This window comes from Streptomyces sp. WAC00040, from assembly GCF_056835925.1.
The window spans coordinates 2,827,240-2,846,200 of the sequence record NZ_JAKQZE010000001.1 but is presented as its reverse complement, the minus strand read 5'-3'; the positions used below and the strand labels follow the sequence as shown (position 1 = coordinate 2,846,200).

The 18,961-nt window shown below is 70.7% G+C and carries 17 protein-coding genes and 1 pseudogene; 9 read left to right on the top strand and 9 right to left on the bottom strand.

Features of this window, described 5'->3' with window-relative positions; genetic code table 11:
- Positions 1 to 177: 177 nt before the first annotated feature.
- Positions 178 to 2,076 carry a SpoIIE family protein phosphatase gene (locus tag MDN94_RS13395; protein ID WP_482726060.1) on the top strand — a complete coding sequence of 633 codons (1,899 nt, stop codon included), beginning with the start codon at positions 178 to 180 and terminating at the stop codon, positions 2,074 to 2,076.
- Positions 2,077 to 2,142: 66 nt separating this feature from the next.
- On the opposite strand, the gene MDN94_RS13390 is transcribed toward MDN94_RS13395, so the two are convergent.
- Complete coding sequence (locus tag MDN94_RS13390) at positions 2,143 to 4,377, bottom strand: transglycosylase domain-containing protein (protein WP_482726059.1); 2,235 nt, start codon at positions 4,375 to 4,377, stop codon at positions 2,143 to 2,145.
- A 273-nt stretch (positions 4,378 to 4,650) separates the two neighbouring features.
- Here MDN94_RS13390 and MDN94_RS13385 point away from each other — a divergent pair, with 273 nt between their 5' ends.
- The 4 genes and pseudogenes from MDN94_RS13385 to MDN94_RS13370 all read left to right on the top strand — a co-directional run.
- Positions 4,651 to 5,619, top strand: a complete 969-nt coding sequence (locus MDN94_RS13385) for an SPFH domain-containing protein (RefSeq protein WP_482726058.1) — start codon at positions 4,651 to 4,653, stop codon at positions 5,617 to 5,619.
- Positions 5,565 to 5,858, top strand: coding sequence for a type II toxin-antitoxin system antitoxin (locus tag MDN94_RS13380; RefSeq protein WP_482726057.1), 294 nt, complete (start codon positions 5,565 to 5,567; stop codon positions 5,856 to 5,858). The genes MDN94_RS13385 and MDN94_RS13380 overlap by 55 nt, the downstream gene beginning before the upstream one ends.
- Positions 5,859 to 5,979: 121 nt before the next feature.
- The gene (locus MDN94_RS13375; RefSeq protein WP_482726056.1) at positions 5,980 to 6,504 is read left to right on the top strand and encodes a PadR family transcriptional regulator; all 525 of its coding nucleotides are present in this window, start codon (positions 5,980 to 5,982) and stop codon (positions 6,502 to 6,504) included.
- Positions 6,501 to 6,611 (top strand): annotated as a pseudogene (locus MDN94_RS13370) (ABC transporter ATP-binding protein); the annotation flags it as partial. The gene MDN94_RS13375 and the pseudogene MDN94_RS13370, both read left to right, overlap by 4 nt.
- A 286-nt stretch (positions 6,612 to 6,897) precedes the next feature.
- Here the strand turns inward: MDN94_RS13370 and MDN94_RS13365 are convergent.
- Positions 6,898 to 7,842 (bottom strand): LysR substrate-binding domain-containing protein, encoded by a 945-nt coding sequence (locus tag MDN94_RS13365; RefSeq protein WP_482726055.1) that lies wholly within the window; start codon positions 7,840 to 7,842, stop codon positions 6,898 to 6,900.
- 131 nt (positions 7,843 to 7,973) lie between these two features.
- On the opposite strand from MDN94_RS13365, the gene MDN94_RS13360 reads away from it, so the two are divergent.
- Positions 7,974 to 8,528: a peroxiredoxin gene (locus MDN94_RS13360; protein ID WP_482726054.1), complete on the top strand. Its 555-nt coding sequence runs from the start codon at positions 7,974 to 7,976 to the stop codon at positions 8,526 to 8,528.
- A gap of 6 nt (positions 8,529 to 8,534) precedes the next feature.
- Positions 8,535 to 9,068, top strand: a complete 534-nt coding sequence (locus MDN94_RS13355; protein ID WP_482726053.1) for an alkyl hydroperoxide reductase — start codon at positions 8,535 to 8,537, stop codon at positions 9,066 to 9,068.
- Between the two features lie 64 nt (positions 9,069 to 9,132).
- Here the strand turns inward: MDN94_RS13355 and MDN94_RS13350 are convergent, their stop codons facing one another.
- The 5 genes from MDN94_RS13350 to MDN94_RS13330 form a co-directional block, all read right to left on the bottom strand.
- Positions 9,133 to 9,915 (bottom strand): hypothetical protein, encoded by a 783-nt coding sequence (locus MDN94_RS13350; protein WP_482726052.1) that lies wholly within the window; start codon positions 9,913 to 9,915, stop codon positions 9,133 to 9,135.
- Positions 9,912 to 11,261 (bottom strand): AI-2E family transporter, encoded by a 1,350-nt coding sequence (locus tag MDN94_RS13345; RefSeq protein WP_482726051.1) that lies wholly within the window; start codon positions 11,259 to 11,261, stop codon positions 9,912 to 9,914. The genes MDN94_RS13350 and MDN94_RS13345 overlap by 4 nt, the downstream gene beginning before the upstream one ends.
- A 160-nt stretch (positions 11,262 to 11,421) precedes the next feature.
- On the bottom strand, positions 11,422 to 12,123 hold the full coding sequence (locus tag MDN94_RS13340; RefSeq protein ID WP_482726050.1) for an aggregation-promoting factor C-terminal-like domain-containing protein: 702 nt from the start codon (positions 12,121 to 12,123) through the stop codon (positions 11,422 to 11,424).
- Between the two features lie 419 nt (positions 12,124 to 12,542).
- Positions 12,543 to 13,865 carry an RNA 5'-3' helicase PhoH2 gene (phoH2, locus tag MDN94_RS13335; RefSeq protein WP_482726049.1) on the bottom strand — a complete coding sequence of 441 codons (1,323 nt, stop codon included), beginning with the start codon at positions 13,863 to 13,865 and terminating at the stop codon, positions 12,543 to 12,545.
- Positions 13,866 to 14,337: 472 nt separating this feature from the next.
- Positions 14,338 to 15,099, bottom strand: a complete 762-nt coding sequence (locus tag MDN94_RS13330; protein WP_005312639.1) for an isoprenyl transferase — start codon at positions 15,097 to 15,099, stop codon at positions 14,338 to 14,340.
- A gap of 107 nt (positions 15,100 to 15,206) precedes the next feature.
- On the opposite strand from MDN94_RS13330, the gene mgrA reads away from it, so the two are divergent.
- Together mgrA and MDN94_RS13320 are read left to right on the top strand one after the other, a co-directional pair.
- Positions 15,207 to 16,244 (top strand): L-glyceraldehyde 3-phosphate reductase, encoded by a 1,038-nt coding sequence (gene mgrA / locus MDN94_RS13325; RefSeq protein ID WP_482726048.1) that lies wholly within the window; start codon positions 15,207 to 15,209, stop codon positions 16,242 to 16,244.
- Positions 16,245 to 16,565: 321 nt separating this feature from the next.
- Positions 16,566 to 17,738, top strand: coding sequence for a winged helix DNA-binding domain-containing protein (locus tag MDN94_RS13320; protein WP_482726047.1), 1,173 nt, complete (start codon positions 16,566 to 16,568; stop codon positions 17,736 to 17,738).
- A 16-nt stretch (positions 17,739 to 17,754) separates the two neighbouring features.
- Here the strand turns inward: MDN94_RS13320 and MDN94_RS13315 are convergent, their stop codons facing one another.
- The gene (locus MDN94_RS13315; protein WP_482726046.1) at positions 17,755 to 18,159 is read right to left on the bottom strand and encodes a cupin domain-containing protein; all 405 of its coding nucleotides are present in this window, start codon (positions 18,157 to 18,159) and stop codon (positions 17,755 to 17,757) included.
- A gap of 52 nt (positions 18,160 to 18,211) precedes the next feature.
- Positions 18,212 to 18,937, bottom strand: coding sequence for a prepilin peptidase (locus MDN94_RS13310; protein WP_482726045.1), 726 nt, complete (start codon positions 18,935 to 18,937; stop codon positions 18,212 to 18,214).
- Positions 18,938 to 18,961 lie beyond the last annotated feature (24 nt).

The window sequence follows — 18,961 nt, the reverse complement described above, 5'->3', positions numbered from 1 at the left end:
CAGTCACAGAGCGTCCAGTCACCGAGCGTCTCGCAAGAGGCAGCACGAGTCACTCACCACAGGGGGTTGAGCTGTGCCGGAAGCCCGCCACCCTGTCGACGTCACCCCCAGAGCGGGTATACCGCCCCACGAGGCGATTGCAGCGCACCACCGGCCCGGATGGACGGAATCCCACGCGTGACGGAGCATCCCACCTCCCACGAAGGCCGGCAGCCCCTGGCTGCCCGGTCCCAGGAACGCACCCGGCCGCGGGCGCAGGCGGCCGGGGCATCACCCGCGCCCGCCGGGCCGCCGCCCAAGCCCCAGCCCCAGCCGCAGCCGCAGGTGCACACGGCGCCGCTGCAGGCCCAGGACATCGCGGGGACCGCGAGACGGGAGGGTGACCGGCTGCGGTTCGTAGGAGCCGCCACCCGGCGGATCGCGCGCGGCATCGACCTGGACGAGATCGTCCTCGGTCTGTGCCGGGCGACCGTTCCGACCTTCTCCGACGCGATCCTCGTCTACCTCCGCGACCCGCTGCCTGTCGGCGACGAACGGCCGGTGTCCCCGTTCGTGCTGCGGCTCCGGCGCACCGACAGGCTGCGCTCCAGCGCCGACGACACCGATCAGAGCGGCGTCGGCGCCATGCCGCTGCTGGACGCAGGGAGCGATCCCACACCCGCCGCCGAGCTGTGTGAAGTCCGGTCCGGTGGGGCCCTTTCCGAGGTGCTGCGCGGCGTGCGACCCGTCTTCGGCGACTCGGCGGCGGCCCGCGCCGCGCTGCCCGAGCTGCTCGGCGACGGACGTTCCGTACCGACCGGCCACCGCGCGATACTCGCGCCGCTGCGCGGCCGCCGCCGGGTGATCGGCGCCGCCGTCTTCCTGCGCCGCCCCGACCGGCCCGCCTTCGAGCCGAACGACCTGCTGGTCGCCGCGCAGCTGGCGACCCACACGGCGCTCGGCATCGACAAGGCGGTGCTCTACGGCCGCGAGGCGTACATCGCCGACGAGCTCCAGCGCACGATGCTGCCCGACTCGCTGCCCCAGCCCACCGGCGTACGGCTCGCCTCGCGCTATCTCCCGGCGGCGGAGACCGCACGCGTGGGCGGCGACTGGTACGACGCCATCCCGCTTCCCGGCAGCCGCGTGGCGCTGGTCGTCGGTGACGTCATGGGCCACTCGATGACCTCCGCCGCGATCATGGGCCAGCTGCGGACGACCGCGCAGACCCTGGCCGGCCTCGACCTGCCGCCCCAGGAGGTCCTGCACCACCTGGACGAGCAGGCCCAGCGCCTCGGCACCGACCGTATGGCCACCTGCCTCTACGCGGTGTACGACCCCGTCTCGCACCGGATCACCATCGCCAACGCCGGTCATCCGCCGCCCATCCTGCTGCACCTGGGCGGGCGCGCCGAGGTGCTGCGCGTGCCGCCCGGCGCCCCTATCGGCGTCGGCGGTGTCGACTTCGAGGCCGTGGAGCTGGACGCCCCGGCCGGCGCGACGCTGCTGCTCTACACCGACGGGCTGGTCGAATCGCGGCTGCGTGACGTGTGGACGGGCATCGAGCAGCTCCGGGAGCGGCTCGCGGACACCGCGCAGCTCACCGGACCCGACCACTCGCCGCCGCTCGAGGCCCTCTGCGACGACGTGCTCGACATGCTGGGTCCCGGTGACCGCGACGACGACATCGCCCTGCTCGCGGCCCGCTTCGACGGGATCGCGCCGAGCGACGTTGCGTACTGGTTCCTCGAGCCGGAGGACGCGGCCCCGGGCAGGGCCCGCCGCCTCGCCCGGCGCGCACTGGCCCGCTGGGGCCTCGAGGAGCTGTCCGACTCGGTGGAGTTGCTGGTCAGCGAGGTCGTCACCAATGCCGTGCGGTACGCGGAGCGGCCGGTGACCTTGCGGCTGCTGCGCACCGATGTGCTGCGCTGCGAGGTCGGCGACGACTCGCCGCAGCTGCCCCGGCAGCGGCGGGCACGGGACACGGACGAGGGCGGACGCGGTCTGTTCCTGGTGAACCGGCTCGCGAGGCGCTGGGGGGCGACCCGGCTGTCGACCGGCAAGGTCGTCTGGTTCGAGCTGCCCACTCGGGCCTGACAGACATACGCAGGCGCCCGCACCCCGAGGACCGGGGTGCGGGCGCCTGCGTCGTGTCCGGGCCCGTCAGGGCTGGGGCGGGCGGCGGTCGGTGTCGCCGTCCGGGTCGCCGTCACCCGGTTCGACGGGAGGCGTGAACGTCCCTGTCGGCGGTGTGATCGTCGTCGTCGGCGTCGGGAACTCGTCCGTCGGCGTCGGGTCCGCGGTACCGGTGTCCGTGGGCGTGGGAGTGGGGTCCTCGGTCGCCGTCTCCGTCTCCGTGGGGGTCGGGGTCGGGTCCTCGGTCTCCGTCTCCGTCTCCGTGGGGGTCGGGTCCGGGCTCGCGATCTCCGCGACGTCGAGGTCGAACTCGGCGTCGGAGCCGCCGTTCAGCGCGCCGAGCGTGTAGTCGGCCCAGATCCTGGCGGGGAAGCCACCGCCGTTGGCGCGACCGGCCTGTGCGGTGCCCGTGAGGGACACCTGGCCGCCGCCCTCCTTGGGCGACTCGCCGAACAGGGCCACCACGGTGGTGAGTTCGGGGGTGTAGCCCGCGAACCAGGCGGACCGGTTCTTCTCCGAGGTGCCCGTCTTGCCCGCCGCTTCGTAGAAGCTCGACTTCGCGGCGATGCCGGAGCCGTTCTTCACCACGCCCGTGAGGCCCGCGGTGACCGTGTCGGCCGTCTCACGGCTGATCACCTGACTGCCGATCGGGTCCTGGACCTCGAACTCGCGGTCCTTGTGCTCGGCCTTGGCGACGATCGTCGGGGTGACCTTCTTGCCATGGTTGTCCAGGGTGGCGTAGACGCCGGCCATGTCCCAGGTGGAGGCGCCCATCACGCCCAGCGAGATCGCGGGACGCTCTGGGAAGTTGACGTCCGGCATGCCCAGGTCGAGCGCCGTCTCCTTCACCTTGTCCAGGCCGACGTCGACGGCCATCTGCGCGAAGGTTGAGTTGATGGACCTGTTCAGCGACGTCTGGACGCTGACGGGGCCGTAGCTCTTGTTGAGGTCGTTCTGCGGGTTGAACGGGGTGTCGCTGCCCTCGACCGGGCGCTTGCTGGTGCCGTCGTAGACCGTGTTGAGGCCGATCGGGTCGCCGTCCTGGGTCTCGGAGCCGTTCTCCAGAGCGGAGGCGAACACGACGGGCTTGAAGGTGGAGGCGGGCTGGTAGTCGCGGCGGGTGGCGTTCGACAGCCAGTGCTCGGTGGCGTCCACGCCGCCGTAGAGGGCGACGACCTTGCCGGTCTTCGGGTCGACGGAGGTGGCGCCGGCCTGCACGGTGGCGTCCACGGTGTTCCCCTTCCGGTCGAGCTCGTCCTCGAGCTGCTTCTTGACCGCGCTCTCCAGCTCCTTCTGGCGCTTGGAGTCGATGTTCAGGGTGATCGTCCAGCCGCCGGCGTCGAGGTCGGCCTTGTCGATGCCCTGGCGGGACAGCTCCTGCTTGGCGGCATCGACGATGTACCCGGCCTGGCCGCTCAGGCCCGCCGCCGCCTTCGGGGCCTGCGGGACGGGGAACTTCAGGCTGTCGCGGGTGCTCTTGTCGAGCCAGCTCTCCTCGACCATGTTGTTGAGCACGTAGTTCCAGCGGTTGGTGACCGTCTCCTTGGTCTCGTCGGAGGCGACGGCCCAGTCGTAACTGCTGGGGGCCTGGACGAGAGCCGCCAGGTAGGCGCCCTGGGCGACGGTCAGCTTCTCGGCGTCGACGCCGTAGTACGCCTGGGCGGCGGCCTGGATTCCGTACGCGCCGCGGCCGAAGTAGCTGGTGTTGAGGTAACCGGCGAGGATCTCGCTCTTCTCCTTCTTCCGGTCCACCTTGAGCGAGATCACCAGCTCCTTGAGCTTGCGGCTGACCGTCCGGTCCTGGTTCAGGTAGTAGTTCTTGACGTACTGCTGGGTGATGGTCGAGCCACCCTGCTTGCCCTGCCCGGTGAGGGTGTTCTTCAGACCGCGGAGCGTGCCCTTGATGTCGACGCCCGAGTCCTGGAAGAAGGTCTTGTTCTCGGCGGCGACGAAGGCGTACTGGACGTCCTGGGGGATCTTGTCCAGGCCGACGATCTCCCGGTTGACCTCGCCGGTACGGGCCAGGAGCTTGCCGTCGCTGTACTTGTAGACGTTGCTCTGCAGCTTGGCCTCTGCGTTGGCCTCGGGGACCGGGACGAGCAGGTAGGCCACGAAGAACGCGCCCATCGCCAGCAGGCAGAGGCCCAGGAACGTGCCGAGCATCTTCTTGAACGTGAAGAAGCGGCGTATGCCCGAGGGCCTGGTTTTTCTCGCCCGGCGCGCACCGCGCTGCCGGGCCTGTCGCGCTTCCGCTCGGCCCATCGCTCCGTCGCTCCCGCTCTGTCGGCCAGCCGGCTCACTCGTCCGGCGTTCTGGTCACCGGTGTCTGCCCGGAATCAGCTCAGAAAGCTAACACCGGTCACCCAGACAAAGAGGAGCTGATCCCCCCTTTTCCGGACGTGAGAATGAGCACCCCGTCTCAAGGAACCGACTCACGAAAGGGCCGCAGGGTTGCCACATACGATAAAGTGATATCAGTTTGCTAGATCGACGAACCGGCGCACGGCACTGCCGTGCGCGGAAACGGGGACGACCATGCCCGCCACCTCCAGCCACGACGCAGCCTCCGGCGTCAGGAACGGCGCAGCCGACACACCGGAAGTACCGGAGATGCCCCAGCCGCGGGTGCGTGAGTTCGCGGCCCACAGCATCGGGGGCGGCCTGGCGCTGCTGCTCGGCCTCCTCGGGCTGGCGGCGGGGGCGGCGTTCGTCGTCGCCGCCACGGCGACCGACTCGGCCGGCGCCAAGGCCGTACTGATCATCGGTGGCATCGTGATCGGCATCGCCGCCTTCCTCGCCATGTGCGGCCTGAACATGGTCGCCCCGGGCGAGGCACGCGTCGTCCAGCTCTTCGGCCGCTACCGGGGCACGATCCGAACGGACGGACTGCGCTGGGTCAACCCGCTCACGTCCCGGACCAAGATCTCCACCCGGGTGCGCAACCACGAGACGGCCGTCCTGAAGGTCAACGACGCGTACGGCAACCCCATCGAGCTCGCCGCGGTGGTCGTGTGGAAGGTCGAGGACACCGCCCAGGCGATGTTCGAGGTCGACGACTTCCTCGAGTTCGTCTCCACCCAGACCGAGGCCGCGGTCCGCCACATCGCCATCGAGTACCCCTACGACGCCCACGACGAGGAGGGCCTCTCGCTGCGCGGCAACGCGGAGGAGATCACGGAGAAGCTCGCCGTGGAACTGCACGCACGCGTCGAGGCGGCCGGCGTCCACATCATCGAGTCCCGCTTCACCCACCTCGCCTACGCACCCGAGATCGCCTCCGCGATGCTCCAGCGCCAGCAGGCCGGCGCGGTCGTGGCAGCGCGGCGCCAGATCGTCGACGGCGCGGTCGGTATGGTCGAGGCGGCCCTGGCCCGCATCGCCGAACAGGGCATCGTCGAGCTGGACTCCGAGCGCAAGGCGGCCATGGTCTCCAACCTGATGGTGGTGCTGTGCGGCGACCGCGCCGCCCAGCCGGTCCTCAACACGGGCACCCTCTACCAGTGACGCCTCCCTCCGAACGCAAGCAGGTGCTCCTGCGGCTCGACCCGGCGGTGTACGAGGCACTCGCCAGGTGGGCCGGGGACGAGCTGCGCAGCGCGAACGCGCAGATCGAGTTCCTGCTGAGACGTGCGCTGGCGGACGCCGGCCGGCTGCCCTCCTCCACGGGCCCGATCGCCCGGCGCGGCCGGCCGCCCAAGGCGCAGCCGGGGACGTCGGGGGACGCCGGGAGCGGGGCTCCGTAGCGGCCCGGTCGGGAGCGGGAGCATCCGCTCCCGACCGGGCCTTCCCCGGCGCCGGCAGGCCGGGGAACCCGAGGAACCCCGCTATACACACTGCGTATACACCCTGAGTACAGTGATCCTCATGTCCATCGGTCACACTCTCCTCGGCCTCCTCGAGGCCGGCCCCCGCCACGGCTACGACCTGAAGCGTGCCTTCGACGAGCGGTTCGGGCAGGACCGCCCGCTGCATTACGGACAGGTCTACTCGACCATGTCCCGGCTCCTGAAGAACGGTCTCGTCGAGGTCGACGGCGTCGAGTCCGGCGGCGGGCCGGAGCGGAAGCGGTACGCCATCACGGACGCCGGGATCACCGATGTCGAGCAGTGGCTCGCCCGGCCCGAGAAGCCCGAGCCGTACCTTCAGTCGACGCTCTACACCAAGGTCGTCCTCGCCCTGCTCACCGGCCGCAGCGCCGCCGAACTGGTCGACGGCCAGCGCGCGGAGCATCTGCGGCTGATGCGGGTCCTCACCGACCGCAAGCGCCGCGGCGACCTCGCCGACCAACTGATCTGCGACCACGCCCTGTTCCACCTGGAAGCCGACCTCCGGTGGCTTGAACTGACCGCCGCGCACCTCGACCGGCTCGCCTCGGATCTCCGTGCGTGATTCCCGCCGGTTCCCTGCTCGTCGCCGACGGCCTGCGCGAGACCTTCGGGTCCACCACCGCCCTGGACGATGCCTCGTTCTCCGTCCATTCCGGCGAGGTCGTCGCCGGCCGACAAAATGATCAGTGAACCCACGGTGACGGCACGCCCCGACCAGGTGGGCGAGGAGCACACCGGACCGGGGCGTCGATCCGCGCCGCGGCACGGCGCACGAACGGCATGGGCGCGGGCCTGATCCTCGTCGTGACGCTGCCGAGCCCGCCGGTGCCGGTCCGGCTGATGCGCCCGGGTGGCCTCGGGACGGAGTGATGCCCGCCCGGTGCGGGTCGTCCCTCAGGGCGCGGCCCGCACCAGGTCCGTCCCCGAAGACGCGGCGCGGGCCCGGGTCCGTCCCTCATGGCGCGACCCGCACCGGCAGGACGCCCATCGCCTCCCGCAGCGCCTCTGCGAACTCCTCGAACTCGCCGCCCCGGGCTGCGCCCGACCGCATCGCCAGCGCGATCCGGCGCGACGGCGCGGGATCGGCGAACCAGCCGGTCTGGAGGCGGCCCGCGCGGCCGGTCTCCACATCGACGGCCGTCCGCGGCAGCAGGGTGACGCCGAGGCCGCCCGCGACCAGCTGGACGAGCGTGGCGAGGCCCGCGGCGGTCGTGGTCACGGGCGCGCCCTCGGTGCGGCCGGCCTCGCGGCAGATGTCGAGGGCCTGGTCCCGCAGGCAGTGCCCCTCGTCGAGGAGGAGCAGATGCAGCTCGCGCAGCGCCTCGCGCGGGATGTCCTGGCGCCCGCCGAGCCAGTGGTCCTCGGGGGTGACCAGGACGAAGTCCTCGTCGAACAAAGGAAGTTCGGTGACTCCGGGCACTCCGAGCGGCACGGCAAGCAGCAGCAGGTCCAGCCGCCCCGCACCGAGCCCCTCCAGCAGTGACGAGGTCTGCTCCTCGTGCACCTGGAGATCCAGCTCCGGGTACCGCTCATGGACCAGCTTCAGCACCGTCGGCAGCAGATAGGGTGCGACCGTCGGGATCACGCCCAGCCGGAGCACGCCCGTGAACGGCGCCCTCACCGCCTCCGCCTCGTCCATGAGGGCGCCGACGGCCTCCAGCACGGTCCTGGCCCGGACCGCGAGCCTCTCCCCGGCCGGGGAGAGGAGCACCTTGCGCGTCGTACGCTCGAGGAGCTGGACACCGAGTGCCTCCTCGAGCGCCGAGACGGCGCCGGACAGTGCGGGCTGACTCGTCCCGATCGCCGCCGCCGCGTCCCGGAAGTGCAGATGTTCGGCCACGGCCGCGAAGGCGCGCAGCTGTGCGAGGCTCGGCTGTTTGCCCCTGTTTGTTGCGGCCACTGATAAGTTCCTCCGATCGCGATGACCGAGTCTAGCTATTTCCGCGATCAATGCACTCTGTGCCACTATCAAGATCCGTCCAACCCCACCGGATGCCCCCAAAAGGGAAATCCTGTTTGCAAGGAGAGCGCGTGCTCACTGTCGGTGACCAGTTCCCCACGTTCGAGCTGACCGCCTGCGTCTCGCTGGAGAGCGGCAAGGAGTTCGAGCAGATCAACCACAAGTCCTACGAGGGCAAGTGGAAGGTCGTGTTCGCGTGGCCCAAGGACTTCACCTTCGTCTGCCCGACCGAGATCGCCGCGTTCGGCAAGCTGAACGACGAGTTCGCCGACCGTGACGCCCAGATCCTCGGCTTCTCCGGCGACTCCGAGTTCGTCCACCACGCCTGGCGCAAGGACCACGCCGACCTGCGTGACCTGCCCTTCCCGATGATGGCCGACTCGAAGCACGAGCTCATGCGCGACCTCGGCATCGAGGGCGAGGACGGCTTCGCGCAGCGCGCCGTCTTCATCGTCGACCCGAACAACGAGATCCAGTTCACCATGGTGACCGCCGGGTCCGTCGGCCGTAACCCCAAGGAGGTCCTGCGGGTGCTGGACGCCCTGCAGACCGACGAGCTGTGCCCGTGCAACTGGACCAAGGGCGAGAACACCCTCGACCCCGCCGCACTGCTGTCGGGCGAGTGATCCGCTATGGCTCTCGATGAACTGAAGGCCGCCGTACCGGACTACGCCAAGGACCTGAGGCTGAACCTCGGCTCGGTCATCGGCAACAGCGAGCTTCCCCAGCAGCAGCTGTGGGGCACCGTGCTGGCCTGCGCGATCGCCTCGCGGTCGCCGCGGGTGCTGCGTGAGCTGGCGCCGGAGGCGAAGGCCAACCTCAAGCCCGAGGCGTACGCCGCCGCCAAGTCGGCCGCCGCGGTCATGGCGATGAACAACGTCTTCTACCGGACCCGGCACCTGCTGTCGGACCCGGAGTACGGGACGCTCCGTGCCGGTCTGCGGATGAACGTCATCGGCAACCCTGGTGTGGAGAAGGTCGACTTCGAGCTGTGGTCGCTCGCCGTCTCCGCCATCAACGGCTGCGGCCAGTGCCTCGACTCGCACGAGCAGGTGCTGCGCAAGGCCGGAGTGGACCGCGAGACGATCCAGGAGGCCTTCAAGATCGCCGCGGTGATCCAGGCCGTGGGTACGACGCTCGACGCAGAGGCCGTCATGGCCGAGTAGTCCTCGCACACGCGGAAGGGCCCCGCCGAACCGTTTCCGTTCGGCGGGGCCCTTCCGCGTGCCGTCAGTTCTTCAGCCGGGCCATCAACGCCCTCATGTCCTCGATCATCAGCGGCTCGAAGTCGCTCACGTCGGTGAGCGGCTCGCCGGATTCCGCGTCCCAGTCGCTGCTGGTCGACATGGAGAGCACCGCCTGGCCGTCCAGCACCTCCAGAGTGATGCCACCGCTGTCCTGGACGAAGAAGGCCAGTTCACCGAGACCGTCGACGCGCCGCAGTCCCGTCGTGTCGTCCACCGCCGCGTCGTCCACCGCCGCGTCGTCGACGGCCGTGTCCTCGACGGCTGAGTGCCGGGCCGCCATCATGCCCTCGAACTCCGGGCCGGGGTCGGTCTTCTTGTGCAGGGTGTAACCCACGGAGACGCTCGGCAGCGTGCCCAGCTCGTTCCCGTCCTCGTCGGTCGGGATTTCGTACCCCTGCGGCCTCATCTCGATGTAGCACGAAACGTCATCGAGGCTCTCGTGCGTACTGCGCCATGCCGAGCCCTTGTCCACCCGCTCGCCCAGCGCGGCCGCCAGCGCGCCCAACTCCGCGTCCAGGCAGAGGTTTCGGCTCGCGCGGTATCCCCCCAGGTCCGGTTCCGCGGTGGTGTACGCGTACAGGCCGCCCGCCCACACCGCCGACGCGACGACCGCACCGCCGAGTGCCCACAGCCAGCCGGGACGGGCGCGGCGCGGACCGCCGGGGCCCTGGTCCTCCGCCACCACGTCATCGGCGTTGACGCGTTGTCCGGGGAGCTCGGCCGCGCCGAAGTACCCCTCCGGTACGAGCTCCGGTTCCGAGATCATTCCTGCTCCTCAGGTGTGCGGCCCTGGGCCGGCGGGGACTCCTCCGCGGCGGCCGTCGCCGCCGCCGCGTCGAGGGACGTCGAGCCGTGCGGCGGCGGGGAGTGGCGCAGCGCCTGTTCCCTGCCGTACACCCGCAGATAGCCGACGACCGTGTTGGTCACTGCGACGAGCGGGACCGCCACGACCGCGCCGCCGATGCCGGCGGTCAGACCGCCGCAGGCAACGGCGAGCACCACGGCGAGCGGGTGCACACGCACCGCGCGGCCCAGGATGAACGGCTGCAGCACGTGGCCCTCGATCTGCTGGACGGCGAGGACGACGAGCAGCACCATGAGCGCCGTGAACACGCCCTGGGTGACCAGCGCGACGACCACGGCGAGAGCACCGGAGACCACCGCGCCGACCAGAGGGATGAAGGCGAAGAGGAAGATGAACACGGCGAGCGGCACGGCCAGCGGCACGTCGAGGAAGTAGATGCCGAGGCCGATGAAGATGGCGTCGATCAGTGCCACTATCACCGTGCCGCGGACGTACGCGGTCAGGGTGCGCCAGGCACGCGGTCCGGCACCGGCGACCCCCTGCCGCGCCTGCGCGGGGACGAGTCTGAGCACCCACTCCCAGATGCGCCTGCCGTCGTACAGCAGGAACAGCGTGGAGAACATCGCCAGCAGTATCCCGGTGAGCACCTCGACCATCACGCTCACACCCTCGAGACCCGCCGAGGTGATCTCCTCGGTGTTGGTGCCGATGGTGTCGCTGAGGTTCTCCGCGATGTCGTTGATCTGGCTCTCCGTCACATGGAACGGACTGTCGAGGAGCCAGCGCTTCAGCTCGTCGATGCCGTCCCTGACACGGTCGGAGAGGTTGTCCAGGTTGTCCATCACCTGCCACACCACGAACCAGCCGACCAGGCCCATGATGACGAAGCCGAGGATCGCCGTCACTGCGGTGGCGAAGCCCCGCGGGAGGCCCAGTCTGCACAGCCGGGCGACGGTCGGCTGAAGCATCGCGGTGACGAGCAGGGCAGCCACGAACGCCAGCACCACCAGCTGCACGGCGCTGATCGCCCGCATCAACACCCAGAGGGTGCCCGCCAGTACCAGCAGCCGCCAGCCCGCCTCCGCCGCGACGCGCATCCCCCAGGGGATGGCGGCGACCGGGTCGGGCTTCGCGGCCACGGCCGGCGCGTAGGCCGGCGGCGGGGGAACGCTCTCGGGGAGCTGCGGGACCCCGGGCAGCTCGTCGTCGGCGTCCGGGGCGCCCGCGTTACGGCGCTCCTCCAGACGCTCCCCCATCCGGGTCAGCCCGGCGCCCACCCGGCCGAGCCATCCTGGAACCTTCGACATGACGCTTCCTCTTTCCCCCGCCCACTCTCCCCCTGAGCCCTCAAGGCACGGGTGTCCCCCGCCCGGGAGTACCGGATTGAGACCGTACACGCACGGAGCCCCTCACCGTAGGACGGTGAGGGGCTCCGGAAAGTTGAGCGACCGGCGGGCCGGAAGCCGACTAGTACCAGTGGTTCGCCTGCCAGAACGACCAGGCGCCGCACGGGCTGCCGTAGCGGCTGTCCATGTAGTTCAGGCCCCACTTGATCTGGGTGGCCGGGTTGGTCTGCCAGTCCGCGCCCGCGGTCGACATCTTGGAGCCCGGCAGTGCCTGGACGAGGCCGTACGCACCGGAAGACGGGTTCTGCGCGCGGTAGTTCCAGCTGGACTCGTGGTCCACGATGTTGCTGAAGCACTGGAACTGGTCGGCGGGCACCATCTGGCGCGCCATCGCCTGGACCTCGGCGATGGTGTAGGACGCCTGGGCGGAGAAGCTCGACGCGTCGCGGACGGCATCGCGGTTGGCGCGGGCCTCCGCGGCCGCGGCCTCCTCGCGCTCCTTCCTCGCCTGCTCCTCGGCGGCTTCCTTCTTCGCCTTGGCGGTTTCGGCCGCCTGGATGCGTGCCGATTCCTCGGCGGACTTCTTCGCAGCCGCGTCCGCGGCAGCGGCCTGTGCATCGGCCTGCTGCGTCAGGGACGACACCTGGATCTGGGCCTGCTCGCCCATGGGAATGTCCGCGAGGAGCGTCGTGTCGGCGGCAGCCGCCTCGAGGTTGTCGCCCGAGGTCTGGGTGTTGCCCGACGCGACGCCGACGACGGCGCCGACGGTGGTGACCGCAGTAGCCGAAGCCACTGCGAATCCCCGGACCGAGATCCGGCTCACACGGTTTCCTTCCAGCATCGCCCGCACAGGTGACCCCGCGAGCGAAATCTTGCCCCTGACGCTGGCCTCCCCACTGATCGGGTCACGGGAGGCGCGGGCCCGGTGGGCAACTCCCGGGGGAGCTGCCGCATTGTGCTCGCGGGCGGCATGCGACTGACATGTCTTGAATTGTGTGCTGCTGTGCACCAACCGTGGTGCGGATGTGTCGCATGCGGGGCCTGACGGAAGCAAGACTCTGCCGCAGGGCGATGCCGCAAGGCAATTATTCGTTGCGTGTGAAAGCTCACACCCCGTTTGAGCCAGGGCTTTTGAAGGAATCGGCGGACAGCGCGACGCCGCCCGGCTACGCTCTTGCGCTTCGCCGGGCGGCGTCAAGTGACTTGCCCCATATGCCGGACAGGCCCCTGGGACCTATCGGATCAGATGTGCCCGTCCTCCAGCATTTCGGTCACCAGGGCGGCGATCTGTGAACGCTCCGAGCGGGTGAGGGTGACATGCGCGAACAGCGGATGCCCCTTCAGTTTCTCCACCACCGCGACCACTCCGTCGTAGCGGCCGACCCGGAGGTTGTCCCGCTGGGCCACGTCATGCGTGAGGACGACCCGGGAATTCGCCCCGATACGGGACAGAACCGTCAACAGGACGTTCCGTTCCAGCGACTGGGCCTCGTCGACGATGACGAACGCGTCATGAAGGGAACGGCCCCGGATGTGCGTCAGCGGCAGGACCTCCAGCATGCCGCGGTTCAGGACCTCCTCGATGACCTCACGGCCCGCGACGGCGGACAGCGTGTCGAAGACCGCCTGCGCCCACGGGCTCATCTTCTCGGCCTCGGTGCCCGGCAGATAGCCGAGCTCCTGCCCGCCCACCGCGTAGAGCGGTCTGAAGACCATCACCTTCTGGTGCTGCCTGCGCTCGAGGACCGCTTCGAGACCCGCGCACAGCGCCAGCGCCGACTTGCCGGTGCCGGCCCGGCCGCCGAGCGAGACGATGCCGACCTCCTGGTCGAGGAGCAGATCCAGGGCGATGCGCTGCTCGGCGCTGCGCCCGTGGATGCCGAACACCTCGCGGTCGCCCCGCACCAGGCGGACGTTGCCCTCGGCGGTCACCCGCCCCAGCGCCTTGCCGCGCTCGGACTGCAGCACCAGACCGGTGTGCACGGGCAGATCCGCCGCCTCCGGTACGTACAGCGTCTCCTCCCCGTACAGGAGGTCGACCTGCTCCGCCGTCAGGGCCAGGTCGGTCATGCCCGTCCAGCCCGTGTCGGTGATGGCGAGCTCCGCGCGGTACTCCTCCGCGAGCAGGCCGACCGACGACGCCTTGATGCGCAGCGGCAGGTCCTTGGAGACGACCGTGACGTCGTACCCCTCTGCCTGGAGGTTTCGCGCGACGGCCAGAATCCGTGAGTCGTTGTCCCCCAGCCTGAAACCGGCCGGCAGTACGCCGGGATCCGAGTGGTTGAGCTCGACACGCAGCGTGCCACCGAGGTCCCCGATGGGCAGCGGAGAGTCGAGGCGGCCGTACCGGACCCGGAAGTCGTCCAGCAGGCGCAGCGCCTGGCGGGCGAAGTAACCGAGCTCCGGATGGTGCCTCTTGGCCTCCAGCTCCGTCACCACGACGACGGGGAGCACGACCTCGTGCTCGTCGAAGCGGCTCATGGCTTTCGGGTCCGCCAGCAGGACGCTGGTGTCGAGAACGTAGGTGCGCCGGTCGTTCATACGGCGCTTTGTGCTGTTCACCACGGAAGGACGTACCCCCTCGGACGAGGTCGGGGTGCGACGGCGTCGCGGGCCATGGGTCCTCCCGCCGGAGCGGGGGACGGGCCGGGCTCAGGCCACGATGCGCGGGCCGAGCGCCGGCCCTCCGCGTGGTCCGCACCGCTGGTGCAGTCCTTCGTGCGCAAAGGGCCTCCCGGGTGGGCGGCGTGAGCCGCTCACTGAGATCCGACGTTCGTGGATCGGACGTCGACCTGCAAGAGGTATGCCCTCGAACAACTCCGGCCATGCCAGGAGGCCGGGCGTCCGCCGGATGAACGTGCGGTGACGAGGCGCGTCGAGGGGGCGTGTGGCTGACGCGCCGCGCCGGGCCGGCGACGTGACGGCTCCGGGCGGAAGGTGAAAGGGGCCGGGGCGGGGCCCGGTTCAGGCAGAGGCAGCCGGTCGGGCAGAGGCGCCCGGTTCAGGCAGACGCTGCCGGTTCAGGCAGAGGCGGCGGTCAGGCGCCGTAGCGGCGGTGACGGGCCGCGTAGTCGCGCAGTGCGCGCAGGAAGTCGACCTTACGGAACGCCGGCCAGAAGACTTCGCAGAAGTAGTACTCGGAGTGCGCGCTCTGCCAGAGCATGAACCCGGAGAGCCGCTGCTCCCCGCTGGTGCGGATCACCAGGTCGGGATCCGGCTGCCCGCGGGTGTACAGGTGTTCGGAGATGTGCTCGACGTCGACGATCTCGGCGAGCTCCTCGAAGCTCGTGCCCTTCTCCGCGTGCTCCAGCAGCAGCGAACGGACCGCGTCCGCGATCTCCTGGCGGCCGCCGTAGCCGACGGCGACGTTGACCAGTATTCCCTTCACGTCCGCCGTGGCCTGCTCGGCCTCCTTCAGCACCCGCTGCGTGTGGTCGGGCAGCAGGTCCAGGGTGCCCACGTGGTGCACCCGCCAGCGCCCGTCGGCGGCGAGGTTGCGCACCGTGTTCTCGATGATGCCGAGAAGCGGCTTGAGCTCCTCTTCGGGGCGGTCGAAGTTGTCCGTGGACAGGAGCCACAGGGTGACGACCTCGACATCGGTCTCCGCGCACCAGCCGAGCAGCTCGGAGATCTTGTCGGCGCCTGCCTGGTGCCCCTGTGCGGCCGTGCCGCCGGATGCCTTCGCCCAGCGGCGGTTGCCGTCGAGGATGACACCGATGTGCTTGGGCACCTGGGCATGGTCGAGGCGGCCTTCCACCCGGCGTGCGTAGAGCCTGTACACCAGGTCGCGCAGGTTCACAGTTCTTACACCCCTCCATGCGGCAGTCCCCGAAGGCGCAACCCTACTGCGGGCCGGGCACGGCGGCCCAACCCGGTGTGTCACAAGTCCGTGATAAGGAGGGAAGCGTGACTGATTCCCCTTATTACCTCGCCGACGCCGACCGCTACGGGGCCATGGAGTACCGCCGCAGTGGCCGCTCCGGCCTCAAGCTGCCCGCGATCTCCCTCGGCCTCTGGCACAACTTCGGCGACGACCGCACGCTGAGCTCACAGCGCACGATCCTGCGCCGCGCGTTCGACCTGGGCGTCACCCACTTCGACCTCGCGAACAACTACGGACCGCCGCCCGGGTCCGCCGAGCTGAACTTCGGGAAGGTCTTCGCGCAGGACTTCGCCCGCTACCGGGACGAGATCGTCGTCTCCACCAAGGCCGGCTATCTCATGCACCCCGGCCCGTACGGCGAGTGGGGTTCGCGCAAGTATCTGCTGTCGTCGCTGGACGCCTCCCTGAAGCGGATGGGCCTCGACCACGTCGACATCTTCTATTCCCACCGCTTCGACCCGGAGACTCCGCTCGAGGAGACGATGGGAGCGCTCGCATCCGCCGTGCAGCAGGGCAAGGCGCTGTACGTGGGCGTGTCCTCCTACAACGCGGAGCAGACCGCGGAGGCGGCCGGGCTGCTGAAGGAGATGGGTGTCCCCGCGCTCATCCACCAGCCCTCGTACTCGATGATCAACCGCTGGATCGAGGACGACGACCTGCTGGACACCCTGGAGGACGCCGGTATGGGCTGCATCTCCTTCGTGCCGCTCGCACAGGGCCTGCTCACCGGCAAGTACCTGAAGGGCATCCCGGAGGGGTCGCGCGCCACGCAGGGCAAGTCGCTCGACCCGAACCTGCTGTCCGACGAGGTGGTGCGACGGCTGCACGGCCTCAACGACATCGCCGCGCGCCGTGGCCAGTCGCTGGCCCAGCTGGCGATCTCGTGGGTGCTGCGCGACCCGCGGATGACGTCCGCGCTCATCGGCGCGTCCAGCGTGAAGCAGCTCGAAGAGAACGTCGCGGCGCTGGCCGGGGCGCCTCTGACGCAGGCGGAGCTGGAGGAGATCGACACCTTCGCGGTGGACACGAAGGGCACGAACATCTGGGCCGACCGGGGCTGACCCGCCGGGAGGAAACATAAAACGGGCCGGTCCGTGGGGGGGGATACGGACCGGCCCGAGGGGGGGTTTCCACCATAACCCTTCGTAAGCGGTGCGCGGTGCCACGCCATGCCGGAAGTGGCGCCGGAATTCGCGGGGGAAGGCGCGGGGCCGTGCGGCAGCGCTCCGGGAGCGGCCGGGGCCGTACCTCCCACGGGGGACCCCGGCCGTGAGGCGCCGCATTGACGAACGGACCCGCGTACGGTCGAGCGATCGAACGGGACGGGCCCCATCGGGCACAGAGGACGGCATCTGACCTGTATGGGTCCTAGCGTCGCCGGTATGACGAAGAAGACCGCCGAGGTGACCTGGCCGCCGGCGAACGCCCGGCGGCTGGCCCGTCAGGGGCTGGCCGTTCCCGGGTCCCCGCGCCTCACCTCCCCGACGGCCGTCGCCGGCGCGATGCTCGGGGCCCACGCGCAGGTGCTGTCCGCCGGGGAGCTGTCCATCGCCCTGCGGCTGCCGCCCGGCGCCACCCGGGCGGACGTGCGCCACGCGCTGTGGACGGACCGGACGCTGGTGAAGACATACGGCCCGCGCGGCACCGTCCATCTGCTGCCCACGGCGGACCTGCCGATGTGGACGGGCGCCCTGTCGGCGGTGCCCGCCGGAAAGAACCCGTGGCCGGACGGCGTACGGATGACACCGGAGCAGACCGACGAGGTCGTCGCGGCAGTCCGTGACGCGCTGGCCGGCGAGCCGCTCACCGTCGATGAACCGACGGAGGCGATCGTCGACCGCACCGGGTCGTGGGCGGGCGAGCGGGTGATGGACGCCTTCCAGGACAAGTGGCCGCGCTGGCGGCAGATCACGCACATGGCCGCGCATCGCGGCGCGCTCGCCTTCGGTCCGAACCGCGGCCGCAACGTCACCTACACCGGCCCCGGAGTCACGCCGATGGACGGGCGGGACGCTCTGCCCGAACTCGTGCGCCGTTATCTGCGCGCGTACGGCCCCGCCACACCCGCGGACTTCGCCCGGTGGTTCGGAGCGCCGCCCGCCTGGGCGGGCGGACTCTTCACGGACCTGGCGGCCGGGCGGCGGATCGCGGAGGTCAGCTTCGAGGGCGCCCCAGCGTGGGTCGCCCGGGGCGACGCCGCGTTTCCGGACCGGGAGCCGGCACGGGGCGTCCGCCTCCTGCCCTACTTCGACGCGTACGCCATCGCCTGCCGGCCACGGGACCGGCTGTTCCCGGGGGCGGCTCGCACCCGGGCTCTGGCCGGGGGCCAGGCCGGCAACTACCCGGTGGTGCTGGTGGACGGGGTCGTGGCCGGAGTCTGGCACCAGCGTCGCTCGGGCCGACGTGTCGCGGTGACGGTGGAACCGGTCGGCGAGGCGCTGGAGCGGGCGGCGGCCCGCGATGAACTGGCCCGGGAGGTCGAGCGGGTGGGCGCGGCTCTGGAGGGCCGCGCCGAGCTGACCGTCGGCACCGTGTCGGTCGGGCCGCACGCGTGACGCGTCGCCCGCCTCGTCAGGTCAGCTCGTGGCCGGTCGTGCTGTCGACGTTGCCGGGAAGCTCGCCCTCGTGCCGGTCACCGGTCGAGTTCGTACCGGACGGCTCGAACATCAGGACGGAGCCGCCGGTGGAGGTGGGCCGGTGCTCGGTGCCCTTGGGGACGACGAAGGTGTCGCCCTTGCGCAGCTCCACGGTGGACTCGGTGCCGTCGGCGGCGCGCAGGGCGATGTCGAACCGTCCGTCGAGGACGAGGAAGAACTCGTCCGTGTCCTCGTGCACGTGCCACACATGGTCGCCCAGGGTGTGCGCGATGCGGACGTCGTAGTCGTTCATACGGGCGACGATGCGGGGGCTGTAGACGTCGTCGAAGGAGGCGAGAGCTTCGGTGATGTTGACGGGCTTCTTCGCGATGGCATCCATGGACCGATTCTGCGCGCCGACGGGCCGCCGTGTCGCGCGTATTCGCATTGGCTCAGACCGCCGCGAGCGCCCCCAGGACGACACCGGCCAGCGCCCCCGCGATCATGAACGGCCCGAAGGGGATCGTGCTCCTGCGGCTCGCGCGGCGCAGGGCGACCAGCCCGAGCCCGTACAGAGAGCCGAACAGGAAGCCGGCGAACGCGCCCGCGAAGAGCACGCCCCAGCCGTACCAGCCGAGCACGACCCCCAGCGCGAGCGCGAGTTTCACGTCCCCGAACCCCATGCCCCCGGGGTGGATCAGGAACAGCACGAAGTACGCGCCGCCCAGCACGAGTCCGCCCAGCAGGGCCGTGGCCCACGCCCCGCCTGCCCGCGGCGACAGCGCGGCCACCCCGAGCAGGGCGGCGGCCGCGCCGGCCAGCGGCAGCGTCAGCCGGTCCGGCAGCCGGCGCACCCTCAGATCGACCAGGGCCAGCAACACGGCGAACGGCGCCAGCGCCAGCCAGGCCGCCAACTCCGGCCGCGCGCCCGTCGCCGCGGCGAGAACGGCGCAGGCCGCCGCGGTGACGAGCGGCGCCGCGAGCCGCGCCGGGACGGGAGCCGTGCAGCAGGCGCCACCGAGCCACCCGCGCCCCGGCCCCGCGTACCTGTGCCCCGCCGGGCAGGCGTGCCGCCATGGCTCACCCGCCCCCACGGACAGTCGGTACGCCGCCCGCGGGCACAGCAGGCCGGTGCCCGCACCCCAGAGGGCGGCGACGACGATCAGCGCTGCGTCCACGCCCCGAGCGTAAGCCGGACCGCG